Source organism: Gemmatimonadales bacterium (assembly GCA_041390145.1).
Taxonomy (GTDB): domain Bacteria; phylum Gemmatimonadota; class Gemmatimonadetes; order Gemmatimonadales; family GWC2-71-9; genus SPDF01.
In genome coordinates this window covers 84,462-107,761 of sequence record JAWKQM010000004.1, presented here as the reverse complement: position 1 = coordinate 107,761, position 23,300 = coordinate 84,462, and the positions used below count along the sequence as shown (strand labels likewise).

General features: G+C 67.6%; 19 protein-coding genes and 4 tRNA genes. 22 read left to right on the top strand and 1 reads right to left on the bottom strand.

Annotated elements, in window-relative coordinates; translation table 11 throughout:
- Nucleotides 1–9 precede the first annotated feature (9 nt).
- Complete coding sequence (locus R2910_03940; GenBank protein MEZ4412117.1) at nucleotides 10–1,260, bottom strand: GAF domain-containing protein; 1,251 nt, start codon at nucleotides 1,258–1,260, stop codon at nucleotides 10–12.
- 124 nt (nucleotides 1,261–1,384) lie between these two features.
- Between R2910_03940 and R2910_03935 the strand changes: the two genes are divergently transcribed.
- From R2910_03935 to R2910_03830, 22 genes are all read left to right on the top strand, one after another.
- Nucleotides 1,385–2,218: a universal stress protein gene (locus R2910_03935; protein MEZ4412116.1), complete on the top strand. Its 834-nt coding sequence runs from the start codon at nucleotides 1,385–1,387 to the stop codon at nucleotides 2,216–2,218.
- Nucleotides 2,219–2,240: 22 nt separating this feature from the next.
- Complete coding sequence (locus tag R2910_03930) at nucleotides 2,241–2,723, top strand: hypothetical protein (GenBank protein MEZ4412115.1); 483 nt, start codon at nucleotides 2,241–2,243, stop codon at nucleotides 2,721–2,723.
- Between the two features lies 1 nt (nucleotide 2,724).
- Nucleotides 2,725–4,017 carry an MgtC/SapB family protein gene (locus R2910_03925; GenBank protein MEZ4412114.1) on the top strand — a complete coding sequence of 431 codons (1,293 nt, stop codon included), beginning with the start codon at nucleotides 2,725–2,727 and terminating at the stop codon, nucleotides 4,015–4,017.
- 30 nt (nucleotides 4,018–4,047) lie between these two features.
- Nucleotides 4,048–4,968 (top strand): universal stress protein, encoded by a 921-nt coding sequence (locus tag R2910_03920; GenBank protein MEZ4412113.1) that lies wholly within the window; start codon nucleotides 4,048–4,050, stop codon nucleotides 4,966–4,968.
- A gap of 139 nt (nucleotides 4,969–5,107) precedes the next feature.
- Nucleotides 5,108–5,560: a hypothetical protein gene (locus R2910_03915; GenBank protein ID MEZ4412112.1), complete on the top strand. Its 453-nt coding sequence runs from the start codon at nucleotides 5,108–5,110 to the stop codon at nucleotides 5,558–5,560.
- 63 nt (nucleotides 5,561–5,623) lie between these two features.
- The gene (locus R2910_03910) at nucleotides 5,624–6,547 is read left to right on the top strand and encodes a mechanosensitive ion channel family protein (protein MEZ4412111.1); all 924 of its coding nucleotides are present in this window, start codon (nucleotides 5,624–5,626) and stop codon (nucleotides 6,545–6,547) included.
- The gene (gene cysS / locus R2910_03905; protein MEZ4412110.1) at nucleotides 6,544–7,992 is read left to right on the top strand and encodes a cysteine--tRNA ligase; all 1,449 of its coding nucleotides are present in this window, start codon (nucleotides 6,544–6,546) and stop codon (nucleotides 7,990–7,992) included. Before R2910_03910 ends, cysS begins: the two co-directional genes overlap by 4 nt.
- 76 nt (nucleotides 7,993–8,068) lie before the next feature.
- Nucleotides 8,069–8,536, top strand: coding sequence for a YbjN domain-containing protein (locus tag R2910_03900; protein ID MEZ4412109.1), 468 nt, complete (start codon nucleotides 8,069–8,071; stop codon nucleotides 8,534–8,536).
- A gap of 228 nt (nucleotides 8,537–8,764) precedes the next feature.
- A tRNA-Thr gene (locus tag R2910_03895) sits at nucleotides 8,765–8,840 on the top strand.
- Between the two features lie 82 nt (nucleotides 8,841–8,922).
- Nucleotides 8,923–9,006, top strand: a tRNA-Tyr gene (locus R2910_03890).
- 38 nt (nucleotides 9,007–9,044) lie between these two features.
- Nucleotides 9,045–9,117, top strand: a tRNA-Gly gene (locus R2910_03885).
- A gap of 14 nt (nucleotides 9,118–9,131) precedes the next feature.
- Nucleotides 9,132–9,204 (top strand) — tRNA-Thr (locus R2910_03880).
- A 123-nt stretch (nucleotides 9,205–9,327) separates the two neighbouring features.
- Nucleotides 9,328–9,480 (top strand): 50S ribosomal protein L33, encoded by a 153-nt coding sequence (rpmG, locus tag R2910_03875; GenBank protein ID MEZ4412108.1) that lies wholly within the window; start codon nucleotides 9,328–9,330, stop codon nucleotides 9,478–9,480.
- Between the two features lie 2 nt (nucleotides 9,481–9,482).
- Nucleotides 9,483–9,737, top strand: a complete 255-nt coding sequence (gene secE / locus R2910_03870) for a preprotein translocase subunit SecE (protein ID MEZ4412107.1) — start codon at nucleotides 9,483–9,485, stop codon at nucleotides 9,735–9,737.
- A 5-nt stretch (nucleotides 9,738–9,742) separates the two neighbouring features.
- Nucleotides 9,743–10,285, top strand: a complete 543-nt coding sequence (gene nusG / locus R2910_03865) for a transcription termination/antitermination protein NusG (GenBank protein ID MEZ4412106.1) — start codon at nucleotides 9,743–9,745, stop codon at nucleotides 10,283–10,285.
- A gap of 105 nt (nucleotides 10,286–10,390) precedes the next feature.
- Nucleotides 10,391–10,816: a 50S ribosomal protein L11 gene (rplK, locus tag R2910_03860; GenBank protein ID MEZ4412105.1), complete on the top strand. Its 426-nt coding sequence runs from the start codon at nucleotides 10,391–10,393 to the stop codon at nucleotides 10,814–10,816.
- Nucleotides 10,816–11,505, top strand: a complete 690-nt coding sequence (gene rplA / locus R2910_03855) for a 50S ribosomal protein L1 (protein ID MEZ4412104.1) — start codon at nucleotides 10,816–10,818, stop codon at nucleotides 11,503–11,505. Before rplK ends, rplA begins: the two co-directional genes overlap by 1 nt.
- Nucleotides 11,502–11,996, top strand: coding sequence for a 50S ribosomal protein L10 (rplJ, locus tag R2910_03850; protein ID MEZ4412103.1), 495 nt, complete (start codon nucleotides 11,502–11,504; stop codon nucleotides 11,994–11,996). The genes rplA and rplJ overlap by 4 nt, the downstream gene beginning before the upstream one ends.
- 19 nt (nucleotides 11,997–12,015) lie before the next feature.
- The gene (gene rplL / locus R2910_03845) at nucleotides 12,016–12,390 is read left to right on the top strand and encodes a 50S ribosomal protein L7/L12 (GenBank protein ID MEZ4412102.1); all 375 of its coding nucleotides are present in this window, start codon (nucleotides 12,016–12,018) and stop codon (nucleotides 12,388–12,390) included.
- Nucleotides 12,391–12,566: 176 nt separating this feature from the next.
- The gene (gene rpoB, locus R2910_03840; protein MEZ4412101.1) at nucleotides 12,567–17,042 is read left to right on the top strand and encodes a DNA-directed RNA polymerase subunit beta; all 4,476 of its coding nucleotides are present in this window, start codon (nucleotides 12,567–12,569) and stop codon (nucleotides 17,040–17,042) included.
- Nucleotides 17,043–17,112: 70 nt separating this feature from the next.
- Entirely contained in the window at nucleotides 17,113–21,687 is a 4,575-nt protein-coding gene (gene rpoC / locus R2910_03835; protein MEZ4412100.1) for a DNA-directed RNA polymerase subunit beta', read from the top strand.
- A 192-nt stretch (nucleotides 21,688–21,879) separates the two neighbouring features.
- Nucleotides 21,880–23,109, top strand: a complete 1,230-nt coding sequence (locus R2910_03830; protein MEZ4412099.1) for a leishmanolysin-related zinc metalloendopeptidase — start codon at nucleotides 21,880–21,882, stop codon at nucleotides 23,107–23,109.
- Nucleotides 23,110–23,300 lie beyond the last annotated feature (191 nt).

Below are 23,300 nucleotides of genomic sequence, written 5' to 3'. Positions count from 1 at the left end.
CGGAAGGTATTATGAAGAACTCTTTAGTTTTCCGCCACCTGGCAGCTCAAGGATGAAGCAGCCACCCACGTCCGGCCGGGCCTCAGCACGGAGATCACCCCCGAGGAGCCGTGCCAGGCGGCGGGACAGGGGCAGGCCAAGGCCGACGCCGCCATCGGATCCCTTGGTCTGGTAGATGTCGAAGATCCTGTCGAGGTCTTCTTCGGACACGCCTGGTCCTTCATCCAGCACCTCGATCCGGACCCTGGTGTGGTCTCCGAGGAGATGCACGCGGATGGTCGACTCCTTCGGAGCGTGCCGGGTCGCATTGCCCAGCAGGTTGAGGAGGATTTGCTCGACCCGGTGCGCGTCGGTCTGGATGGCCCCCCCGCCGGCCGGAGCTTCGAAGATCACCTCGATGCCGTGTGCGCTCGTCATCGGAGTGACGCGGGCAATGGCGCGCTGGACCATCGCCGTCGACTCCACGTCGCGAAGCACCGGTTTGAGGCGGTCTTCATCCAGCCGGCTCAGGTCGAGCAGGTCGTTCACGAGGGCAATCGCCTGCTCGGCAGAATCGAGCACCTCGAACGCTGCCTTGGGCACGGTCTCGGGGTCCTTCTTGCGCACCAGCATCTCCGCCCAGCCGTAGACGCCGGCCAGCGCGTTCCTGAGTTCGTGATTCACCATGGCAAAGAAGCGTTCTCGGGAGCGCTGCAGCTGCTGGACTTCTTCAAGCAGTCGGGCGCTTTCCTCGTGGAGCCTGGCGTTCTCGATGGCGGCGCCGGTCTGGGCCGCCAGGAGCCGGGCGACGTGCTCGTCCTCGGCGGTGAACTCGGGGCCGTCGAGCTTTTCGGTCAGGTAGAGGATGCCGAACACGCCTCGTCTGCGCTCGATCGGCACGCCGAGAAAGGAGTGCATGGGCGGATGCCCGGGGGGGAATCCCACGGATCCGGGGTGTGACTGGAGGTCGGCGAGTCGGATGATCCTGCGCTCCCGCATCACCAGACCGAGGACGCCCCTGCCTTCCGGCGGCGCCCCGAGCCGAACCTTCGTCGCTTCGTCGATGCCCGCCGTGACGAAGGCGTCCAGACGGCGATGATCTTCGGACAGGACGCCGATGGCGGCGTATCTCGACCCGATGATCTCGCAGGCGAGATCCGCCACCCGCTGCAGGACCCCTTCCAGGGAGAGCTCGGAGGTCAGGAGCAGGCCGGCGGAGACCAGCTGTTCCAGCCGTTCCGGTGAGGGTGAGGGGGAGGCGTGTCGAGGGGGGCGGGTCATGGCTTGAAAGTAGGCAATCGGAGGGGCGGCAGGGAGGGAGCCACGCTTTCTTCTCGTTTCCTTCATACTCTCTTCAAGGGAATGAGACGAGAATGCGTCATCACCCACCGCGGAGCACAACTACATGGAGCTTCGGCATGTGGTCGCGGCCACGGATCAATCCGAGGCCGGTCATCACGCCGTGCTGGTCGCCGCACGTCTGGCCGAGCAGGCGGGCGCCCGGCTGACGGTGCTGACGGTCCGTGTGGCCACGCCAGGCCAGGTAGCGGCCGGCAGTGGCGCCTCGGACGCCGAGCAGCAGACCATGCTGCGCGACCTCTCGCGCGGCCTGGAGGCCAAGCTGCAGCGGGCGGCCCCCCGCATTGCGCCGGCCTTCACGGTGCTGTCGGGAGTGCCTGGCATTGAAATCCCGCGCTATGCGGAAGAGCATTCGGGCGACCTCCTGGTCCTGGGCCGGAAGCAGCGGACCCAGCGCCAGCGGATGTTTCTCGGCGACACGGCCGATGCCGTCGCGCGGCGGAGCCGGGTGCCCTGCCTGTTCGTGGGCCTCGACTGCGAGGAATTCGATCCGATGCTGGTCTGTCTCGACGCGACGGAGCGCAGTGCCTCCGTCTTCAAGGCCGCCTCCGACTTCGCGCGCACCATCGAGGCCCCGCTGCGCGCGGTGACCGTCGAACCGGTCTGGCTGAACGAGCCGGATGAACTGGCCGCGACACTGCCGGCGTCGCGGACCCTGCGCCTCAACCGCACGCTGGACAAGGCCCTGGTCACGACGGACCTCCGGATCCGACGGGGGAACGTGCTCTCCGAGCTGCTGGCCGAGGCCGCCGACGCCGGCGCCAGGCTGCTGGCGTTCGGGTACCATCGTGGTGGGCCTCCCGGAATTGTCGAGGGAGGCAGCGTGGCCCGCGGCCTGTTGCATTCGGCGTTGTGCGCCGTATTGACTGTTCCGCTCTGATTCTTTCTCTTTGAGGTACCCTATGCGCCGCCTTTCCCTGATCGCCCTGGCTGCCCCGCTACTGTTCGCCGCTCCTCTCTGGGCCCAGGAGCCGGCCGCGCCGGCCCCGATGGCGGGCCATGCGCACGCCATGGGACCCGGCATGGGCGCCGGCGGTGGTTGCGGCGGTGGCGGCGAGTGCCCTGGCATGGCCATCATGGCCAAGATGGACTCCGCCAATGCGCAGATCGCGGACCTCACCGCCGCCATGAACGCGGCGAGCGGCAGCAAGAAGACTGAGGCGATGGCCGCGCTGCTGAACGCCATGGTGCAGGACAGGCTGATGATGGAGGGAATGCTGAAGCTGATGCACGCGCACATGGAAAAGATGATGATGGGCGGCATGGGTGGCATGAAGGGCATGGGAGGGAATGGCGCATGTTCCCCTGGCATGGAATGCTGCAAGGGCGCTGGCGGGGCCGGCTGCGGCGCGGCGGCAACGCCCGCCCCCGAACAGAAGGAGTAGGGTGCTAAGCGCGGCCACGGTCCTTCCCCTTGCCGCGTCAGAAGCGGCGGTGGGCATGGGTGTGGCCGCGCTCATCGGCCTGGCGGTCGGTATCGAGCGCCAGTGGTCGGGACATGCCGAAGGTCCGGACGCCCGCTTTGCGGGGGCCCGGACCTTCTTCTTGCTGGGGGGTGCGGGCGGGATTGCCGGCGTGCTCCTGATGGCAGGAGCCGTGGCGCTGTCCGCGGTCCTCCTCGGTGGTGCCGCGCTGTTGGTGGCAGCCGCCTATGTCCTCGCCAGCCGGCGGGGCTCCCTGGATCCGGACGCCACCACGGAGGTGGCCGCAGTTGTCGTGCTCGGGCTCGGGGTGATTGCCGGGCTGGGACATTTGCGCCTGGCGAGCGCCGCCGGGGTCGTCGTCGTGCTCGCCCTGAACGAGAAAAGCAGGATCCACGAGTTCGTCCGGCATATCGACGACTGGGAGTTGCGCGGGGCGCTCCAGTTTGCTGTCCTGGCCCTGGTCGTCCTCCCGCTGATGCCGAAGGGCCCCTTTGGCCCCCTCGGCGGAATCTATCCGCAGTCGCTGTGGCTCCTGGTACTGCTCTTTTCCGGGCTGAACTTCCTCGGATTCGTCGCGCGGCGCGGGGTGGGGGTTCGGCGGGGGTATGCCTATGCGGGCCTCGCCGGCGGCCTGATTTCGTCGACGGCCGTGACGCTGAACTTTGCCCGCCGAAGCCGGATCGAACCTGAGGCGGGCCGGGGCCTGGCCGCCGGAGTGGTCGCGGCCTGCACGATTCTCGTCATTCGCGTCACCGGCATCACCTTTGTGCTGAACCCCGACGCCGGGTGGGCACTGCTGCCGATGGCCTTCATCCCGCTCGCCGCCGGAACGATCCTCACGGCCTGGGCGTTCCGACCCGGCACCGAGGCGGACGATCCCGCGGCAGAACCGATGACCCCGCCGAGCAATCCGCTCCGGCTGGGAAGTGCCATCCGCCTCGCGCTGCTCTTTCAGGGGGCGCTGATGGCGCTCACCTGGGTGCAGGGCAGGTTCGGGGACCCGGGCGTGCTCCCGCTCGCCGCCTTCCTCGGCCTGACCGACATGGACGCGCTGACGGTCTCCATGGCGAAGCTCGCGACCGACGGGGGGATGGTCCGCCTCGCGGCCGAGGCGATTATGCTGGGAATGCTGAGCAATACCGTGCTCAAGCTCACCGTGGCCGTGACCCTCGGCACGTCCCAGTTCCGCCGGCTGGCGGGGGCCGGACTGGCCTATCTCGGCCTCGCCACACTGCTGGCCCTATTGCTGATCTGAACGCGTGACTGCGCGTGAAAGGATGGATCGATGATCAAGAGCATCCTTGTCCCACTCGACGGCTCCCCGTTCTCGGAGCAGGCGCTGCCCTGGGCCGCCTGCCTCGCCAAGGCGACGGGGGCGCACCTCGAGATGGTGCGCGTGCACGACCCGGTGCCCGCCTGGACGATCGCCACCGAGGGTGCCGTGGCCGCCACGGCGGTGGACCCGTCCATCCGCGACGGAGAAGAGCAGTACCTGGCGAATTGCGCCGCCCGCCTCGAGGAAGGAGGGTTTACCGGCATCACCCGGCAGCTCCTGGATGGTGACGTGGTGGACCAGATCGCGGCGCACGCCGAGGACAACGCGTTCGGACTCGTGGTCCTCGCCACGCATGGACGCGGGGCGCTCAGTCGTCTCTGGCTCGGCAGTGTGTCCGACGCGCTGGTGCGGCGGCTCACCGTGCCCGTCCTGCTCATTCGTCCGGCCGAAGGGACCACGATTCCGCCGGCGGAACAGTTCCGCAAGGTGTTTGTGGCGCTCGACGGTTCCACCGAGTCGGAGTCCGCCATCGGGCCGGCGCTGGCGCTCGCGGACCCGAAGCGGTGCGAAGTCGTCCTGCTTCGGGTGGTGCCGCCCATTCCGATCGCCGGCGAGGCGGGAATGGGCGCGTCGCTCGCCATGGACGACTCGCTGACCGCCTCCCTCACGGAGCAGGCTGAAGCCTATCTGGAGGGAGTGGCGGCGCGGGTCCGGAGTCCCGCCGTCAAGGTGTCCACCCGTGTCGTGGTGGAGCCCGGAGTTGCCCAGGCCATCCTGCACGAGGCGGCGCTCGCCGACGCGGAACTGCTCGCGCTCGCCACCCATGGGGCGCGCGGGCTGCGGCGGATGGTGCTCGGGAGCGTGGCCGACAAGGTCCTGCGGGGCGCCGATCGCCCGGTGCTCCTGACCCGGGTGCCCGACCGCCGTTAACGCGCACCGACCCGCACGGCCGGGGTGACGCCCCCCGGCCTTCTGCGGCTACGCTGCCCGGATGCATCGCCGCTTTCCGGGTAGCTGCCCCTCACCGCTTCCCCTCCTCCTCGCGCTCCCGCGTGGAGCCGTTGTGGGTGTGCCGCCAGGCGCCGCGGCCACCCTCACCCTCTTCGGCCCGGTGCTCCGAAACGAGGCGGACCTCCGCCACGCGATCCATCGCGCCCCGTCGCGGCTCGTGCTCGACGCCCGCAGACTGGCGACACCCCAAGTGGAGGCGGCGCTGCAGCCGCTTCGGAGGGGACAGGTGGTGGTGGTCATCTGCTCCGATGACCTTGGCATGCTTTCGCGGTGGTGTGAGCGGCTTCTCTGGCATGACGCCGCAGGATTCCGCTGGCTGACGGCTGGGGTCGTTCGAGCCGGACGCTGCCTCGAACTCCGGCTCGCCGGGACATCGCCGGACCGGGATCGCTGGGTCCGGATCGCGCTGCAGGACGGCGAGGGGGCGGAGGCGGTGCTCTCCGCGGTTCGGGCAGGCGGGATGCGGGTCCGCGAGAGCCGGATAGCGTATGCTTCGAGCGCGCCGCGTTGACGCCGCGCGCGGCCCGGGTCTAGGTTACCCCCTCCAATTCATTGTCTACGAAGGGGTTGTCCCGTGCCGTTTCTCGCATCACTCCGCGACATGATTCACGCTGCCATCGAATTCTTCCACGTGGACCCGGCGACCGCCGCGCGCAAGGCGATCGCGCTGGTCTTCATCTGGATCGCCGCCTGGGTCACCAACCGCCTGGTCGGCAAGCTGGCCGACCGGATCGTGGCGGCGGCCGACGACGGCAATGACGCGCACTTCAGCGCGACGGAGCGTCGCAGTGCCACGATTGCCGGCCTCCTGCGCAGCCTTGGCACCGTGCTGGTGCTGGTGCTGGCCGGCCTGTTTACGCTGAACCTCTTCATGCCCATCGGCCCGATCCTGGCCGGCGCCGGCGTCCTCGGCCTGGCGGTGTCCTTCGGCGCGCAGTCGCTGGTGAAGGACGTCATCGCCGGCTTCTTCATCCTGCTCGAAAACCAGTTCGCCGTGGGCGACACCATCGAAGTCGTCGGCAAGTCAGGCACGGTGGAGTTGATGACACTTCGCATCGTGCAGCTGCGGGATATCGAGGGCGTGCTCCACACGATCCCCAACGGACAGATCGGGGCCGTCAGCAACAAGACCCGGGCCTGGAGCCGGGCCGTGGTGGACGTCGGCGTGGCCTACGACGCCAGGGTGGACCTGGTCCTTGAGATCTTTGCCGACGAAGCCCGGGCCTTCGCTGAGGACGATGTGTGGGGACGCCAGCTCGACGGGGCGCCTGATGTGCTGGGCGTCCAGGACCTGGGCGACAGTGCCGTGGTCATCCGCACGCTTCTGAAGACGCTCCCGGGTGGGCACTGGGCGGCGGGCCGCGAGTTCCGCCGGCGGATGAAGAACCGTCTCGACCGTGAAGGCATCGAGATTCCCTTCCCGCAGCGGACCATCCACGTTCGCGGGGAGCAGTCCCCCGACCACGCCGTGGCGCAGGCCGCCGCCGAGGACGCATGACCCTCCGCCTCTACAACACCATGACCCGGCAGGTCGAGGACTTCGTCCCGCTGGTGCCGGGGCGGGTCTCGCTCTACACCTGCGGCCCGACCATCTGGAACTACGCGCATATCGGGAACTTCCGGACGTTTCTCTTCGAAGACCTGCTGCGGCGGTGGCTCGAGGCGAGCGGATTGACGGTGTTCCATGTGATGAACCTGACCGACGTGGACGACCGCACGATCCAGGCGGCGGCCAAGGCGGGCGTCACGCTCCGGGAGCATGTCGAGCCCTACGCCCAGGCCTTCTTTGCCGACCGGGACTATCTCCGGATCCTGCCCGCGCACGCCTATCCGCGGGCCACCCAGTTCATCGCGCCGATGATTGCGCTGGTGGAGTCGCTGCTGGCCAAGGGGGTTGCATACCGTGGGGAGGACGGGTCGGTGTACTTCGCGATCGCGCGGTTCCCGGCGTATGGGCGGCTGAGCCAGCTCGACCAGCGGGAGCTGCGCTCGGGGGCGAGCGGTCGGGTCAGCAGCGACGAGTACGCCAAGGAGGACGCCCGCGACTTCGTGCTCTGGAAGGCGGCGCAGCCGGACGACGAACAGGTGCAGGCGGCGTGGGACGCGCCGTTTGGCCGGGGGCGGCCGGGGTGGCACCTCGAGTGCTCGGCGATGGCGCTGGACCTGCTGCGGGAGAAGTGGGGCGGGGATGTGCTCGACATCCACTGCGGGGGGGTGGACCTGATCTTCCCGCACCACGAGGACGAGATCGCCCAGAGCTGCGCGCACACCGGCAAGCCCGACTTCGCGCGGGTCTGGATGCACGCCGAGTTCCTGAATATCCGCGGCACCAAGATGTCGAAGCGGTTCGGGAACATCACCACGGCCCGGGACCTGAAGGAAGACGGTGTGGATGCCGCGGCGCTGCGGCTCTTCTTCTTCCAGACCCACTACCGCCAGAAGATCGACCTGAACGACGAGTCGATTGCGCAGGCCACGGCCGGGCTCCGCCGGCTGGGCGACTTTGCTGCGCGGCTCGAGGCCGCGCCGGCCAAGGCCACCGGCGCGGTCGGCGAAGGGGCCACCGCCGAACTGGACGGGGCGGCCGCGAAGCTCCGGGAGCAGTTCTCGGCGGCGCTGGACGACGACCTCAACGCCCCCCGGGCGGTGGCGGCCCTCTTCGACTTCGTGACGGCGGGGAACCGGGCGCTCGACCGGGGGGCAGCGGCGTCTGTCTCGGCCCGTGAGGCGTTTGCGTGGGCCACCGGCGTGCTGGATGTGCTGCCGACCCCGAAGGAAGCGGACGCCGAGCTGGCCACTTGGGTGGAGGAGCGGATCCAGGCGCGGAAGGCGGCCCGGCTGGCCCGGGACTTCGCCAAGGCGGACGCCATTCGCGACGAATTGGCGGCGCGCGGCGTGACGCTGGAGGACGGCCAGGGCGGGACGAAGTGGCGGGTGGGGTAGTCAGGGCTTGTAGCTTCGCCACCGCGCGAGCAGATTGCGGCCCTTCCACCTACCCATAACTCCGCGGAGAGTGCCGATGGTCGCTCGAAAGTCTGGACGTGCCGCCCGGCACGTGGCCGCTGCTTTGGCGTTGTTCCTGCTTGTCGCAGTCGCGCGCCCGGTGCACGCGCAGGAGGTCATGACCTCGGTGACCGACAAGCACATGGAGGCGCTCCTCGGCGGTCTCGATTTGACCTTCACCAAGAAGGGTGAGCACTCCTGGCGCATCGAGCTCAACGGCAAGAAGGCGCTGCTCATCATGGCGAACGACAACACCGACGCCCAGCTGTACATCGCGTTCGGTGACATCCAGGTGAGCACCTCCAAGATGAACGAATGGAATGATGACCACCGGTTCGGGCGTGCCTATGCCGACAAGGACCGTAACCCCGTGCTGGAGAGTGACTTGGACTTTGCCGGCGGAGTCACTGATGGTGCCATCAACGCCTGGATCACCCTGTTTGGTGCGCAGATCAATTCCTACCAGAAGTTCCTGAACGACTGAGCGACTGATCTGGCGAGGGGGCCGGCACGCAAGACCGGCCCCCACACCTGGACCCCGGCTTTCGCCGGGGTGACGGCCAGGCCAGCTTCCTGCCCCGCTGCCCCGCTGCCCCGCTGCCCCGCTGCCCCGCTGCCCCGCTGCCCCGCTGCCCCGCTGCCCCGCTGCCCCGCCCGTTGACTATTGCCCCAACCCCTTCTATCATATGGGTCTGCCTATTTTGGCTTTCGTGCTGACGTAGCTCAATTGGTAGAGCAGTGGTTTTGTAAACCACCGGTTGGGGGTTCGAGTCCCTTCGTCAGCTCCAGCTGAAGTGCAGGAAAACTCTCGACGGTCAAACCCCGCCCAGTTGGTGGCGGGGTTCTGTATCGGGGGGTAGCAGGCAGCGCGGTGGGGTGGCCGAGTGGCTAATGGCAGCAGACTGTAAATCTGCCGGGCTTCGCCCTACGTAGGTTCGAATCCTACCCCCACCATGCCTGGCAGCAGGACATGGTCAGGCAGCAGGACACCGGCGGGTGTAGCTCAGTTGGTAGAGCGTCAGCCTTCCAAGCTGAGGGTCGCGGGTTCGAGTCCCGTCGCCCGCTCTGGGCAAGTAGTCGCTCGCGTAGCTCAGTTGGTAGAGCACATCCTTGGTAAGGATGAGGTCATCGGTTCAATCCCGATCGCGAGCTCTGGCAGGGGCGTCGCAGGGCGCACACGAATCACTTATTCCGGAGGGCGGACAGGCGGAGAGACGGTTGACCGAGCGGCATGGACTGCCTCCCGGCCCCGCGGCCCCGCTGCCCCGCTGAGATATGCCGCGCGAAAAGATCATTCTCGAGTGCACCGACTGCAAGAACCGGAACTACTTCACCGACAAGAACCGGCGCAAGCACCCGGAGCGGGTGGAGTGGAAGAAGTATTGCCCGCGGTGCGACAAGCACCAGTTGCACAAGGAGTCGAAGTAGTCATGGAAGGCTCCAAGCATGCCGGGCAGGCTGTCGCGCCCGCCGGTGGCGTCGTCGGCTGGTTCCGCCGGACCGGGGATTTCCTGGCCGCGGTCCGCACCGAGACGAAGAAGGTCTCCTGGCCGTCGCGGGACGAGCTGAACAAGGCGACGCGCATGATCATCATCATGTCGATCGCGCTCGGCTTCCTGATCGGCTGGATGGACCTGCTGCTGCAACTGATCCTGGTGGACGGCATCGCCAAGCTGGCCCGGTGAGCGCCATGGAATACCGCTGGTACGCGATCCAGACCACTGCCGGGCACGAGAACAAGGTTCGTGGCCTGCTGCAGCGGCGCATCGAGGAGGATCCGCGTCCCGCCGAGGAGCGGCTCGTGCGCCAGGCACTGGTGCCGGTGCAGGAAGCGGTCGAGATCAAGAACGGCAAGAAGGTCACGGTCGAGCGGAAGCTCTACCCGGGCTACGTGCTCGTGGAGATGGGGTTGAGCCAGGAGGCGCTGCACCTGGTCAACAGCATCCAGGGCGTCATCAAGTTCGTCGGCACCGGCAAGCTGCCGCAGCCGCTCCGCCAGGAGGAGGTCAACCGCCTCCTCGGCGTCGTGGAGCAGGCCTCCGAGTCGGAGCCGAAGGAAGAGATTCCCTTCCTCCCCGGCCAGGTGGTCGAGATCACGGAAGGCCCCTTCTCCGACTTCAGCGGGACGGTCGAGGAAGTGCTGGCGGACAAGGGCAAGGTCAAGGTGTCGGTCAGCCTCTTCGGGCGGCCGACGACTGTCGAGCTGGATTACCTCCAGCTCCGCGGTCACTAGGGCGGCAGGCGCCGCTCTTGCGCCCCCTCGGGGGCGCACCGCCACCGCGCGGAATACGCGGGAGCCAGGGGCAGGGGATCGCGCCGGCGCACCACGAGGAGATGTATGGCCAAGAAGATTCAGGCGCTCGTCAAGCTGCAGGTTCCGGCTGGCGCCGCGAACCCCGCGCCCCCGGTCGGGACGGCGCTGGGCCCGCATGGCGTCAACATCATGGAGTTCTGCAAGCAGTTCAACGCGCGGACCCAGAGCCAAAGCGGAATGGTGATCCCGGTCGTCGTAACGATTTACGCCGACCGGACGTTCACGTTCATCACCAAGACTCCGCCGGCGCCGAACCTCCTGCTCAAGGAGGCGGGGCTCGACAAGGGCAGCGCGCAGCCCAACCGGACCAAGGTCGGCAAGGTCAGCTCGGCACAGCTCAAGAAGATCGCCGAGATCAAGATGGCCGACCTCAACGCCGCCTCGGTGGAGAGTGCCATGCGGATGATCGCCGGCACCGCCCGCTCGATGGGGCTGGAGGTCATCGACTGATGCCCAGCCACGGAAAGCGCTACACCGCCGCGGCCGCCACGGTCGACCGCAACCGTACCTACAGCAGCACCGAGGCCTGCGCCGCCGTGAAGGCCGCCGCCAAGGCGAAGTTCAACGAGACGGTGGACGTCGCCGTCCGGCTCGGCGTGGATCCGCGGCACGCGGACCAGGTCGTGCGGGGCACGGTCGTCCTGCCGCACGGCACCGGCAAGTCGGTGCGGGTGCTGGTGGTCACGCAGGGCGAGAAGGTCCAGGAGGCCGAGGCCGCCGGGGCGGACTTCGTCGGCGTGGAGTACCTCCAGAAGCTGAAGGACGGCTGGCTCGAGTGCGACGTCATCGTCGCCACGCCGGACGTGATGGGCCAGCTCGGCCAGCTCGGCCGGGTGCTCGGTCCGCGCGGCCTGATGCCCAATCCGAAGGCCGGCACGGTCACGCTCGACGTGGCCAAGGCGGTCAAGGAAATCAAGGCGGGCAAGATCGAATTCCGGGTCGACAAGACCGGCAATGTGCATGTCCCGATCGGCAAGGCCTCGTTCACCGAGGCGCAGCTGTCGGAAAACCTCCAGGCCTTCATGGACACCATCCTGCGGGCCAAGCCGTCCGCGGCCAAGGGTGTCTACATCCGGTCGGCGACGGTCTCCAGCACCATGGGGCCTGGCGTGCGGCTCGAGACGGCGGGGTACAAGTGAGCAAGACGGAACGGCAGGCAGAGGTCGAGACCCTCACGGCAGCGTTGAAGGCGTCTCCCAATGTCTATGTCACGGATTTCACTGGTCTGAACGTGTTGAGCATGACGGAGTTCCGCCGTCGCCTCCGGGCGGCCGGCGCCAGCTACATCGTGGTCAAGAACACGCTGGCCCAGCGGGCCCTCGCGGCCAACAAGATCGAAGGGCTCGACGCGCACTTTACCGGCCCGACCGGCCTCGTGCTGTCGCACGAACCGCTCTCGGCGGCCAAGGTGCTGACCGAGTTCGCCAAGGAGCATGGCGACAAGCCGACGGTCAAGATGGGACGCGTGGACGGCGAGGCCGTTTCCGCGGCCCACGTCAAGCGGCTGGGCGAGATCCCGTCGCGCGAAGTCCTGCTGGCGCAGATGGCCGGCGCAATGAACAGTGTCCTCTACACCATGGTCGGCGCACTCGAGGCACTGCGTGAGCAGCGCAGCGCCGCGGCATCCTAACCCGACGGAGAGCATCCCGATGAGCACCACGATGAGCAATGAGCAGATTCTCGACGCGATCGGCAACAAGACCGTGATCGAGCTGGCGGACCTGATTGAAGAGTTCAAGACGAAGTTCAACGTGACCGTCATGGCCGCCCCGGCGGGTGGCGCGGGCGCGGGCGCAGCCCCGGCAGCCGAGGAGCAGAGCGAGTACTCCATCGTCCTGACCAGCGGCGGCGCCAAGAAGATCCAGGTCATCAAGGCCGTGCGTGAAGTCACGAGCCTGGGCCTGAAGGAAGCCAAGGATCTGGTCGACGCCGGTGGCGTCATCAAGGAAGGCATCTCCAAGGCCGAGGCGGAAGAACTGAAGAAGAAGCTCGAAGAGCAGGGCGCCACCGTCGAAATGAAGTAGGGGGCGCACCGCCCGCCGGGACGACCCGGCGGGCGCCTGCGACCACCCTGCTTTAGTGAGACGGCATGACGAACCTGCGTTGGTCCTGAATTCCAGCGACGTCCGAGCCCCGCGGGGCCAGCGCCTTTGGCGTTGGCCGCCGTCCCGGGGCCCTTTGTGTTGCATGAGAGTGAGCCATGACTGATATCCGACCGGTAATTACGTTCGCGAAGCACGAGGGCGGCATGCCCATGCCGCACCTCCTCGACATCCAGACGCGCGCCTTCGAGTCGCTGCTGGTGCCCGACGACGTCGACGGCGCCCGGCAGGACGTGTCGCTCGAACGCGTCTTCCGGGATCTCTTCCCGATTTCGGACGTGAACGGGAAGTACACCCTGGACTTCGTGCGCTACGCCCTGGGCGAGCCGAAGTACTCCGTCGAGGAGTGCATCGAGCGCGACATGACGTACGCCGCCCCGCTCAAGGCCACGCTGCAGCTGGTGGTCTTCGAGGAGGTCGAGGGGGAGAAGCGGCCGAAGAACATCATCGAGAAGGAGGTCTACCTCGGCGAGCTGCCGATCATGACCCCGCTCGGGACGTTCGTCATCAACGGCGCCGAGCGCGTCGTGGTCAGCCAGCTTCACCGGTCGCCCGGCGTGGTGTTCGAGGAGGACATCCACCCGAACGGCCAGCGGCTCTTCTCGGCGCGGATCATCCCCTTCCGGGGCTCGTGGGTCGAGTTCACCATCGACATCCACGACGTGATCTACGTCCACATCGACAAGAAGAAGAAGTTCCCGGCCACGGCGCTCCTGCGCGCCTTCGGCTACGGGGAAAACGCCGACATCCTCAGCCTCTTCTTCGCCACGAAGTCGCTGTCGATCACCGGCAAGATCGAGACCCGGCAGGAGCGGCGCGAGGTGGTGGGGGCCGTGCTGGCCGCCGCCGTGCCGAACCCCGAGGACAAGGGGGGCGACCCGCTCGCCGCCGTCGGCGACGAGCTGACCCCCGAGCGCCTCAACATCCTGCGCGCCGCCGGCATCAAGACCGTCGAGGTGTTCGCCGGCTACACGATCCTCGACCTGCGGGACGAGGAGCAGCCGACCACCACGCGCGACCGGGTGGAGCATGTCCTCGCCTTTGACGTGGCCGATCCGGCCACCGGCGAGGTCGTCGCCGAGCGCGGCGCCAAGCTGAGCGACACGCTCCGCAAGAAGCTGATCAAGGCCGAGGTCCGCCGGGTGGACGTGCTCCTCCCGCCGGGTCGGGGCGACAGCCAGCTGATCAAGAACACCCTGGCCAAGGACCCGACCCACTCGGAGTCCGAGGCGCTCGAACAGATCTACTCCCTGCTGCGGCCGGGCGAGGCGCCGAACCTCGAGACGGCCCGCGAGGCCCTCAAGCGCCTCTTCTTCAACCCGAAGCGCTACGACCTCGGCCGCGTCGGCCGGTACAAGATCAACCAGCGCCTCAAGCTGAAGCAGGACCCGAACCACACCGTCCTGACCGAAGAGGACTTCGTCGCGATCATCCGCTACCTGATCGACCTGGCGGACGGCCGCGGCTACACCGACGACATCGACCACCTCGGCAACCGCCGCATCCGGTCGGTGGGCGAGCTGATCGCCAACCAGTTCTCGGTCGGCCTCTCGCGCATGGCCCGCCTCGTCAAGGAGCGGATGAGCATCAACTCCGATCCGGAGAAGATCTCGCTCGACGACCTGGTCAACGCCCGCACCGTCTCGGCGGTCATCCAGGCCTTCTTCGGGTCGTCGCAGCTGTCGCAGTTCATGGACCAGACGAACCCGCTCGCCGAACTGACCAACAAGCGCCGCCTCTCGGCCCTCGGCCCGGGTGGCCTGACCCGCGAGCGCGCCGGCTTCGAAGTCCGCGACGTGCACTACTCGCAGTACGGCCGGATGTGCCCGATCGAGACGCCGGAAGGCCCGAACATCGGCCTGATCACGTCGCTGTCGACCTACGCGCGCATCAACGACCTCGGCTTCATCGAGACGCCGTATCGCGTGGTCCGCAACGGCAAGGTGACCGACGAGATCCGCTGGCTGTCGGCCAGCGAGGAAGAGGACTACGCGGTGGCCCAGGCCAACGCCCCCCTCAATCCTGACGGCACCTTCCAGGACACGATGGTCCTGACCCGCCGCGGCGACGACTACCCGTTGCTGAAGCCCGAGGACATCGAGCTGATGGACGTGGCGCCGGAACAGCTGGTCTCCATCGCCGCCGCGCTCATTCCGTTTCTCGAGCACGACGACGCCAACCGCGCCCTCATGGGCTCGAACATGCAGCGCCAGTCGGTGCCGCTCCTCTTCCCGCAGGCGCCGCTGGTCGGCACCGGGCTGGAGGAGAAGGTGGCGCGCGACTCCGGCGCGGTCATCATCGCCCGCCGGGGCGGCACCGTCACCCGGGTCACCGCCGACGAGATCATCGTCGACGCCGGCATCGTGGGCCTCAAGGCCGGCGCCGGGCCGCTCGCGCGGCTCTCGCAGCACGACCGCTACCGGGTCAAGAAGTTCTGGCGCACCAACCAGGACACCGCCATCAACCAGCGGCCGCTGGTGCAGCTGGGCCAGGAGGTCGAGGCCAACCAGGTCATCGCCGACGGCGCGGCCACCGAGGGCGGCGAACTGGCGCTGGGCAGCAACGTCCTCGTGGCGTTCATGCCCTGGTACGGCCACAACTTCGAGGACGCCATCATCCTCTCCGAGCGCCTGGTCAAGGACGACGTCTACTCGTCGATCCACATCCAGGAGCTGGAACTCCACGTCCGCGACACCAAGCGCGGCCAGGAGGAGATCACCCGGGAAATCCCGAACGTCTCGGATGAGTCGCTGATCGACCTCGACGAGCGCGGCATCGTCCGGATCGGCGCGCACGTCAAGCCGGGCGACATCCTCGTCGGCAAGATCACGCCGAAGGGCGAGACGGAGCTGTCGCCGGAAGAGAAGCTGCTCACAGCCATCTTCGGCGAAAAGGCCAAGGACGTGAAGGACAGCTCGCTCAAGGTCAGCCCCGGCATGAAGGGCGTCGTCATCGACGTCAAGATCTTCAGCCGGATCGAGGACCTGGTCGTCGAGAAGGACCGCGGCGAGCGGATCGGCGAAGTGCGCCGGATCGAAGCCGACGAGAAGGCCCGCATCACCACGGTCATGATGGAGGAACTCAACGCCTTCCTGAAGAACCAGGAAGTGGCGCTGATGCTGAAGGCTGGCACGGTGGAGGAGTTCCTTCCCCAGGGCACCAAGCTGACGCCCTCGGTGCTCGACGGGCTGGACCTCTCCGAGGCCGACCTGAAGACGCTCCGCGTGGCCGACAAGGCCGCCAACGAGCGGATCCGCGCCACCATCGACGCCGCGACGCGCGAGCGCGCCCGGGTCGAGGAGCGGGCCGAGGACCAGATCGACAAGATCCTCCAGCCGGACGAACTGCCCCCGGGCGTCATCCAGCTGGTCAAGGTGTATATCGCCGAGAAGCGGAAGATCAGCGTCGGCGACAAGATGGCCGGCCGCCACGGCAACAAGGGCATCGTCGCCCGCATCGTGCCGGAAGAGGACATGCCGTTCCTGCCGAACGGCACGCCGGTGGACATCGTCCTGAACCCGCTCGGCGTGCCGAGCCGCATGAACGTCGGGCAGATCCTCGAGACCCACCTCGGGTGGGCGGCGCGGATCCTCGGCTTCGAGGCGAAGACGCCGGTCTTCCGGGGCGCCGACGAGGCCGAGATCAGCGTGCTGATCCGCCTGGCCGGGCTCAAGTGGGCCGCGCAGGCGCTGCGGCTCAATACGCCCGCGCCGGAAGCCGCGCCGGATATCATCACGGCGATGGTGGCCGACCTGAAGAAGGCCGCGACCGACGCCGACCGCACCGCGCTCGGCAAGGTCGGCATCGAAGTGCTCGGGCATCGGGCCTCCTCGGCCGATACCAAGGCGCTCTACAAGTCGGCGCAGGGCTTCCTGGTCGATGCCGCCAAGCAGCTGGCGGAGCGCGAGCAGGCGCAGGTCCGGCTCGAGCTCGAGCACCACGCCGTCCTCCTCGGCGATGCCGGGAAGACGGAGAAGAAGGCGCTTGAGAAGGCGGTCAAGGAGCTGGAGAAGAAGGCCGAGCTCTCGCCGGCCGAGCTGCTGGAGGCGGCGGGGCTGCCGGCGCTGGCCGGCGTCCTCGGCGCCAAGTCCGAGGCCGCGTGGGACGACGCGTCCGCGGAGCTCCTGACGGCCGCGGGGATCACCCCCGGCGGCAAGGCCCGGCTGCGGGATGGCCGGACCGGCCAGGAGTTCGCCAGCGACGTGACGGTGGGCGCCATCTACATGCTCAAGCTGAGCCACCTGGTGGACGACAAGATCCACGCCCGGTCCATCGGCCCGTACTCGCTGGTCACCCAGCAGCCGCTGGCCGGCAAGGCGCAGTTCGGCGGCCAGCGCTTCGGTGAAATGGAAGTCTGGGCGCTGGAAGCGTATGGCGCGGCGCACGTGCTGCAGGAGATGCTGACGGTCAAGTCCGACGACGTCAACGGCCGCAGCCGGGTGTACGAGGCCATCGTGAAGGGCCAGAACCTGGCCGAACCGGGCATCCCGGAGTCGTTCAACGTGCTGGTGAAGGAACTCCAGGCGCTCGGGTTGAAGGTGACCCTGGGCACCACCGCCGACGGCGACGAATAGGGCCCGGGACACACGACACTGTTTTTTCCGCCGGCGTGGCAACCGCGCCGGATTCAAGAATGAGGCAGCAATGATCGATTTTCGCAGCGGACGCGAGCCCAAGAGCTCCAGCTTCGACTACATCAGCATCCGGATCGCCTCGCCCGAGGAGATCCGGGGCCCCCGCGACACCAAGGAGCGCGAGCGCCTGGAGCTCCAGGGGCAGCGCACCTGGTGGTCCTGGGGCGAGGTGACGAAGCCGGAAACCATCAACTACCGCTCGTTCAAGCCCGAGAAGGACGGCTTGTTCTGCGAGCGCATTTTTGGTCCGGTCAAGGACTGGGAATGCCACTGCGGCAAGTACAAGCGGATCCGCTACCGCGGCGTCATCTGCGACCGCTGCGGCGTCGAGGTCACGCTGTCGAAGGTCCGGCGCGAGCGCATGGGCCACATCGAGCTCAGCGTGCCGGTGGCGCACATCTGGTTCTTCAAGACGCTGCCGTCGCCGATGGGCAACCTGCTGAACATCACGCTGCGGGAGCTCGAGCGGGTCATTTACTACTCGAACTACATCGTCATCGAGCCGGGCAAGCAGGAAGTGGAAGTCGACGGCAAGGTGATCCCGGTCAAGCAGAACCAGCTGCTCGACGAGGACGAGTTCCTCGCCATGAAGCAGAAGGCGCGCGACATGGGCGACACCATGTTCCGGGCCGACACCGGCGCGCCGGCGGTGCGCGAGCTGCTGAGCCGGATCGACATCAAGAAGCTCGCGGAAGACCTGCGCGCGGGCGTGGCCAGCGAAACCAGCCAGCACCGCAAGAAGCAGATGCTGAAGCGGCTCAAGATCGTCGACGCGCTGCTCAGCTCCGGCGACTCCGGCGACCTGCCGAACAACCCGGCGTGGATGATCCTCGACGTGGTGCCGGTCATTCCGCCGGACCTCCGGCCGCTGGTGCCGCTTGACGGCGGGCGCTTCGCCACGAGCGACCTGAACGACCTGTACCGCCGCGTCATCAACCGGAACAACCGGCTCCAGAAGCTCATCCAGCATCGCGCCCCGGAAGTCATCCTCCGGAACGAGAAGCGGATGCTGCAGGAGGCGGTGGACGCGCTGTTCGACAACGGGCGCCGGAGCAAGGCGATCCGCGGCCGCGGCAAGCGCCCGCTGAAGTCGCTGAGCGACATGCTCAAGGGCAAGCAGGGTCGCTTCCGGCAGAACCTGCTCGGCAAGCGCGTGGACTACTCGGGCCGGTCGGTCATCGTGGTCGGACCGGAACTCCGGCTCCACCAGTGCGGCCTCCCCAAGGCCATGGCCGTGGAGCTCTTCAAGCCGTTCATCATTCACAAGCTGGTGGAGAACGGCATCGCGGAGACGGTCAAGCGGGCCAAGAAGATCGTCGAGAAGGAAAGCCCCGAGGTGTACGAGATCCTGGAGCAGATCATCCAGGACCACCCGGTGCTCCTCAACCGCGCGCCGACGCTGCACCGCCTCGGCATCCAGGCGTTCGAGCCGGTGCTGGTCGAGGGCAAGGCCATCCGGATCCACCCGCTCGTCTGCGCGGCGTTCAACGCCGACTTCGACGGCGACCAGATGGCGGTGCACGTGCCGCTGTCGTTCGAGGCGCAGATCGAGGCGCGGGTGCTGATGATCGCGTCGAACAACATCCTCAAGCCCTCCGACGGCCGCCCGGTGGCGGAGCCGTCGCAGGACATGGTGCTGGGCTCGTACTTCCTCACCAAGCTCCCGCCGGGCGCCGAGGAGCCGATGAGCGGCCCCCTGGCCGACCTGTCGACGCGGAGCGCCGGCTGGAAGAACGCGCCGTTCTTCTCGACGCTGGCCGAGATCGAGATGGCATTGCTGCACGAGACGGTGGGGTACCAGACCACCATCTTCTACTGGTTCGAGCCGCCGGTCGGCTCCGAGCCGGCGCGCGCGGCGGGATGGATCCCGACCACGGCGGGCCGGGTGCTGTTCAACAGCATCATCCCGGTCAAGATCATCCAGAGCGGCGGCTTCCGGAACGGCCTGATGCGGAAGAAGAGCCTCTCGCAGCTGGTGCTGACCAGCTTCCTGGAGGCGGGCCTGGCCGACACGGTCATCTTCCTCGACCGCCTGAAGGAGTTCGGCTTCCGGTACGCGACCTTCGGCGGCATTTCCATCGGCATCGAGGATCTCGAGATTCCGGAGGAGAAGGTCACCCTGCTCGAGGAGGCCGACAAGCGCGTGCAGCGGTTCCAGCGCGCGTACAACACCGGCCAGATCACCTTCGGTGAGCGGTACAACAAGGTGATCGACGCCTGGACCCACGCCAACAACGACGTGGCCGAGGCGATGATCAAGCACATGGGCGCCTCGCGCGGCGGGTTCAACCCCGTCTTCATGATGTTCGATTCCGGGTCCCGCGGCAGCCGCGACCAGATCCGGCAGCTGGCCGGCATGCGCGGCCTGATGGCCAAGCCGCAGAAGAAGCTGACGGGCGGCATCGGCGAAATCATCGAGAGCCCGATCAAGTCGAACTTCCGTGAAGGCCTCACGGTGCTCGAATACTTCATCTCGACGCACGGCGCCCGGAAGGGCCTGGCGGACACGGCCCTCAAGACGGCCGACGCCGGGTACCTCACCCGCCGCCTGGTGGACGTGGCGCAGGATGTCACGATCACCGAGGAGGATTGCGGCACCATCCTCGGCCTCGAGATCAGCGCGCTCAAGGAGGGCGAGGACGTCATCGAGTCGCTGCGGGAGCGCATCCTCGGCGCCGTGGCGCTGGAAGACGTCTACGACCCGAACAAGATGGACGAGGACGGCGACCCGAAGCTGCTGGTCGCGTCGGGGCAGCTCATCAAGGAAGACGTCTCCGACGAGATCGACGAGGCCGGGATCGACCGGGTCAAGATCCGCTCGGTGCTCACCTGCGAGGCCCGGCGCGGCGTCTGCCGCATGTGCTACGGCCGCAACCTGGCCACCATGGAAATGGTGGACATGGGCGAGGCGGTCGGCATCCTGGCCGCCCAGTCGATCGGCGAGCCGGGCACGCAGCTGACGCTCCGGACCTTCCACATCGGCGGTACCTCCGCCCGCATCGCCGAAGAGGCGGAGCGGCGCGCGCGGTCCGACGGTCTGGTGCAGTACACGCCCGACCTCGAGTTTGCCGACCTGCCGGTCGAGTACGAAGACGGCGAGAAGGGGCAGATTCGCATCGCGCTCACGCGTGAAGACGAGTCGGCGGCGGATGAGCAGAAGGAAGGCATCCTCATCACCGACCCGAAGGACAAGAAGCGGGTGCTCAACCGCTTCCCGGTGCCGGAGGGCGCGCTTCTGCAGGTCAAGGTGGGCGACACCGTGTCGAAGGTCGATCCGCGGCAGGGCGCGCGGGCCTCGGTCCTCTACACCTGGGACCCGTACAACGACCCGAGCATCATCAAGGTCGACGGCGAGCTTCGCTGGAAGGACCTCGTGCCGGGCGTCACGCTGCGCGAGGAACTCGACGAGTCGACTGGCCTCCGGTCGGTGGTCGTCGTGGCTGACCCGGACAAGGAGCTCCATCCGTCGGTGCTCGTGTACGCGCCGAACCGGAAGGACCCGCAGGAATACATCCTGGCGGAAGGCTCCCGGATCATCCTCGGGTCGCCGACCGACCTGGTGAGCCGGGCCATGGAAATTCCCGACGAGGCCAACCCCTGGTCGCCGAAGTTCAAGGTCGAGGAGTATCCGATCAACGTGGCGTGGCCGAACAAGACCAAGAAGGAAGCCAAGGACAAGACGGTCTTCCTGTCGCCCGCGGTCAAGGTGCCCAAGGGCGTCACGGTCACCAAGATTCCGCGCCAGGCGTACAAGACGCGCGACATCACCGGCGGTCTCCCGCGGGTGGCGGAGCTCTTCGAGGGGCGGCGTCCCAAGGATCCGGCGACGATCGCCGAGGTGGACGGCCACGTGAAGTTCGGCGAGATCAAGCGCGGCAAGCGCGAGATCTTCGTCTACCCGCTGGAAGAGGGCGCGGAGCCGCAGCTGTACGAAGTGGCGGCCGGCAAGCACCTCCGGGTGCACGAGGGCGACAAGGTCCGCGCGGGCGACCGCCTGACCGAGGGCCCCGTCAACCCGCACGACATCCTGGGCATCAAGGGCCCCCGCGCGGTGCAGGAATACCTGCTCAACGAGGTGCAGGAGGTGTACCGCCTGCAGGGCGTGCGCATCAGCGACAAGCACATCGGCGTCATCGTGCGGCAGATGCTGCAGAAGGTGCGCGTCGTGGATCCGGGCGACACCGGCTTCCTTGAGGGGGAGACGGTGGACAAGCTCTCCTTCCGCGACGAGAACGACCGGATCCTGCGCAAGAAGGGCACCCCCGCCAACGCGGAACCGGTGCTCCTCGGCATCACCAAGGCGTCGCTCACGACCCAGTCGTTCATCTCGGCGGCGTCGTTCCAGGAGACCACCCGCGTGCTGACCGACGCGGCCATCCGCGGGGCCAAGGACGACCTCCTGGGCCTCAAGGAGAACATCATCATCGGTCACCTGATTCCGGCCGGGACCGGCATCTACCGGTATGCCGAAATCGACATCGAGCCGCCTCCGGGCTTCGAGCCCCCGCCGCCGCCGCCGCCGGTGGAAGCGGTCGAGGTCGTCGCCGACGCGGTGCTGGTCGGGACGCTCGAGGACGACGTCTAGCCGGGTGGTTGAAACGACACGGCCATGACAGCGCCCGGGACAGGTTCCCGGGCGCTGCTTGGTTTTGACAGTCCGTCGGTGGGTGTGCAGGGTGTGGGTGAGCTGCGCGTCCTATCATGCTCGACATTCGCTGCCGATGTCCCCCTGGTCGCGGCACAACCGTTTGGCGCGATCATCGCGCAGGAGCACCACATGGGCAGGATTCCCGCGAGGGGCGTGGGTGGGTTGGTGGCGGCGTCGATGCTGGTGATGAGCTGCTCGAGTGACAGCACCGCACCGGCGCCGGCACCCGTGCCGGCCGCGATTGTCGTCGTGTCCGGCAACAATCAGAATGCGCTCTACAACGAGACCGCGGCGCTCCCCCTGGTGGTCCGGGTCGTCGACGCCGGTGGGGCGCCGGTGGCCGGCGCGAGCGTGAGCTGGGCGGCGATTGGTGGCGGCACCGTGTCCGCCACCAGCACCGAGACGAATGCCTCGGGACAGACGTCGGTCACGCGCACCATCGCAGGCACGATGAGCGGCTACACGACGGTGGCATCGCTCCCGGCAGACACATCGGCAACGGCGTACTTCGTCACCCTCGGCACGGCCGTGCCGAGCACCTACAGCGTGGATGTGCAGTTCCTGACCCCGGTGACGGCGACGCAGCGGGCCGCCTTCCTGGATGCGGCGGCGCGCTGGAGCAGTATCATCGTCGCGGACTTTCCGGCCGATCTCGTGGTCGCCGATTCGGCGAGCTGCGACGACAATACCCCGCCGATCAACCAGTCGATCACCTCGGTCGTGATCTACGCCACTATCGCGCCGATCGACGGACCGGGCGGGATCCTGGGCGGGGCCAGCCCGTGCTGGGTGCGGCAGCCGAGCATCCTCCCGCTCGTGGGCACCATGACCTTCGACGCCGCCGACATGGCCCTCATCGAGGCAAACGGCGTGTTGAAGCCCGTCATCCTGCATGAGATGGGGCATGTGCTTGGCATCGGGACCATCTGGGACTACGTCACGCCCTCCCTCCTGATCTTCGGCGGAACCGACTCCACGCATTTCGATGGTGTGTCGGCCAACACCTACTACGCCGCGGCCGATGGGGTGACCTCGTTTCCGAACCTTTACCCGGTGCCGGTGGAGAATACCGGCGGCCCCGGCACCCAGGACGGGCATTGGCGGGAAACGGTCATGACCACCGAACTGATGACGGGCTACCTTGCGCTCGGAAGCAACCCGCTCAGTGCCATCACGATCGGCTCGCTTGAGGATCTCGGGTACACCGTCAACTTCACGACGGCGGACCCCTTTGTGATTGCCCCGTCGCCCTTCGGCGCAGCGGCCAACGTGGACCAGGCGCTCCGCCTCCGGGAACTGGGCCGCCGCGGCCCGATCCACGCGATTGATCGCCAGGGCCGGATTACCCGGATGCGATAGCGGCCCGACTCATGGCGCGGGCAGACCGCCACCGCTCGCATGCGCCCCGGCCGGAATCGATCCCGCCGGGGCGCCGTGTATCCGGGTGCCTGGTCTGGCGCTTTGGGGATCTTCGGTGCAGTATGATTTATCCATGTTGCCGGGCTCCTCCCGCGGGCGCCTCTGGCAACACCCTCGATTCTCCGCCGAAG

What these genes read in the sequence shown, in the direction of transcription:
- R2910_03940 (MEZ4412117.1), bottom strand. Translation starts at nt 1,260, where the DNA reads ATGACCCGCCCCCCTCGACACGCCTCCCCCTCACCCTCACCGGAACGG.
- R2910_03935 (MEZ4412116.1), top strand. Translation starts at nt 1,385, where the DNA reads ATGGAGCTTCGGCATGTGGTCGCGGCCACGGATCAATCCGAGGCCGGT.
- R2910_03930 (MEZ4412115.1), top strand. Translation starts at nt 2,241, where the DNA reads ATGCGCCGCCTTTCCCTGATCGCCCTGGCTGCCCCGCTACTGTTCGCC.
- R2910_03920 (MEZ4412113.1), top strand. Translation starts at nt 4,048, where the DNA reads ATGATCAAGAGCATCCTTGTCCCACTCGACGGCTCCCCGTTCTCGGAG.
- cysS (MEZ4412110.1), top strand. Translation starts at nt 6,544, where the DNA reads ATGACCCTCCGCCTCTACAACACCATGACCCGGCAGGTCGAGGACTTC.
- R2910_03900 (MEZ4412109.1), top strand. Translation starts at nt 8,069, where the DNA reads ATGGTCGCTCGAAAGTCTGGACGTGCCGCCCGGCACGTGGCCGCTGCT.
- rpmG (MEZ4412108.1), top strand. Translation starts at nt 9,328, where the DNA reads ATGCCGCGCGAAAAGATCATTCTCGAGTGCACCGACTGCAAGAACCGG.
- secE (MEZ4412107.1), top strand. Translation starts at nt 9,483, where the DNA reads ATGGAAGGCTCCAAGCATGCCGGGCAGGCTGTCGCGCCCGCCGGTGGC.
- nusG (MEZ4412106.1), top strand. Translation starts at nt 9,743, where the DNA reads ATGGAATACCGCTGGTACGCGATCCAGACCACTGCCGGGCACGAGAAC.
- rplK (MEZ4412105.1), top strand. Translation starts at nt 10,391, where the DNA reads ATGGCCAAGAAGATTCAGGCGCTCGTCAAGCTGCAGGTTCCGGCTGGC.
- rplA (MEZ4412104.1), top strand. Translation starts at nt 10,816, where the DNA reads ATGCCCAGCCACGGAAAGCGCTACACCGCCGCGGCCGCCACGGTCGAC.
- rplL (MEZ4412102.1), top strand. Translation starts at nt 12,016, where the DNA reads ATGAGCACCACGATGAGCAATGAGCAGATTCTCGACGCGATCGGCAAC.
- rpoB (MEZ4412101.1), top strand. Translation starts at nt 12,567, where the DNA reads ATGACTGATATCCGACCGGTAATTACGTTCGCGAAGCACGAGGGCGGC.
- rpoC (MEZ4412100.1), top strand. Translation starts at nt 17,113, where the DNA reads ATGATCGATTTTCGCAGCGGACGCGAGCCCAAGAGCTCCAGCTTCGAC.
- R2910_03830 (MEZ4412099.1), top strand. Translation starts at nt 21,880, where the DNA reads ATGGGCAGGATTCCCGCGAGGGGCGTGGGTGGGTTGGTGGCGGCGTCG.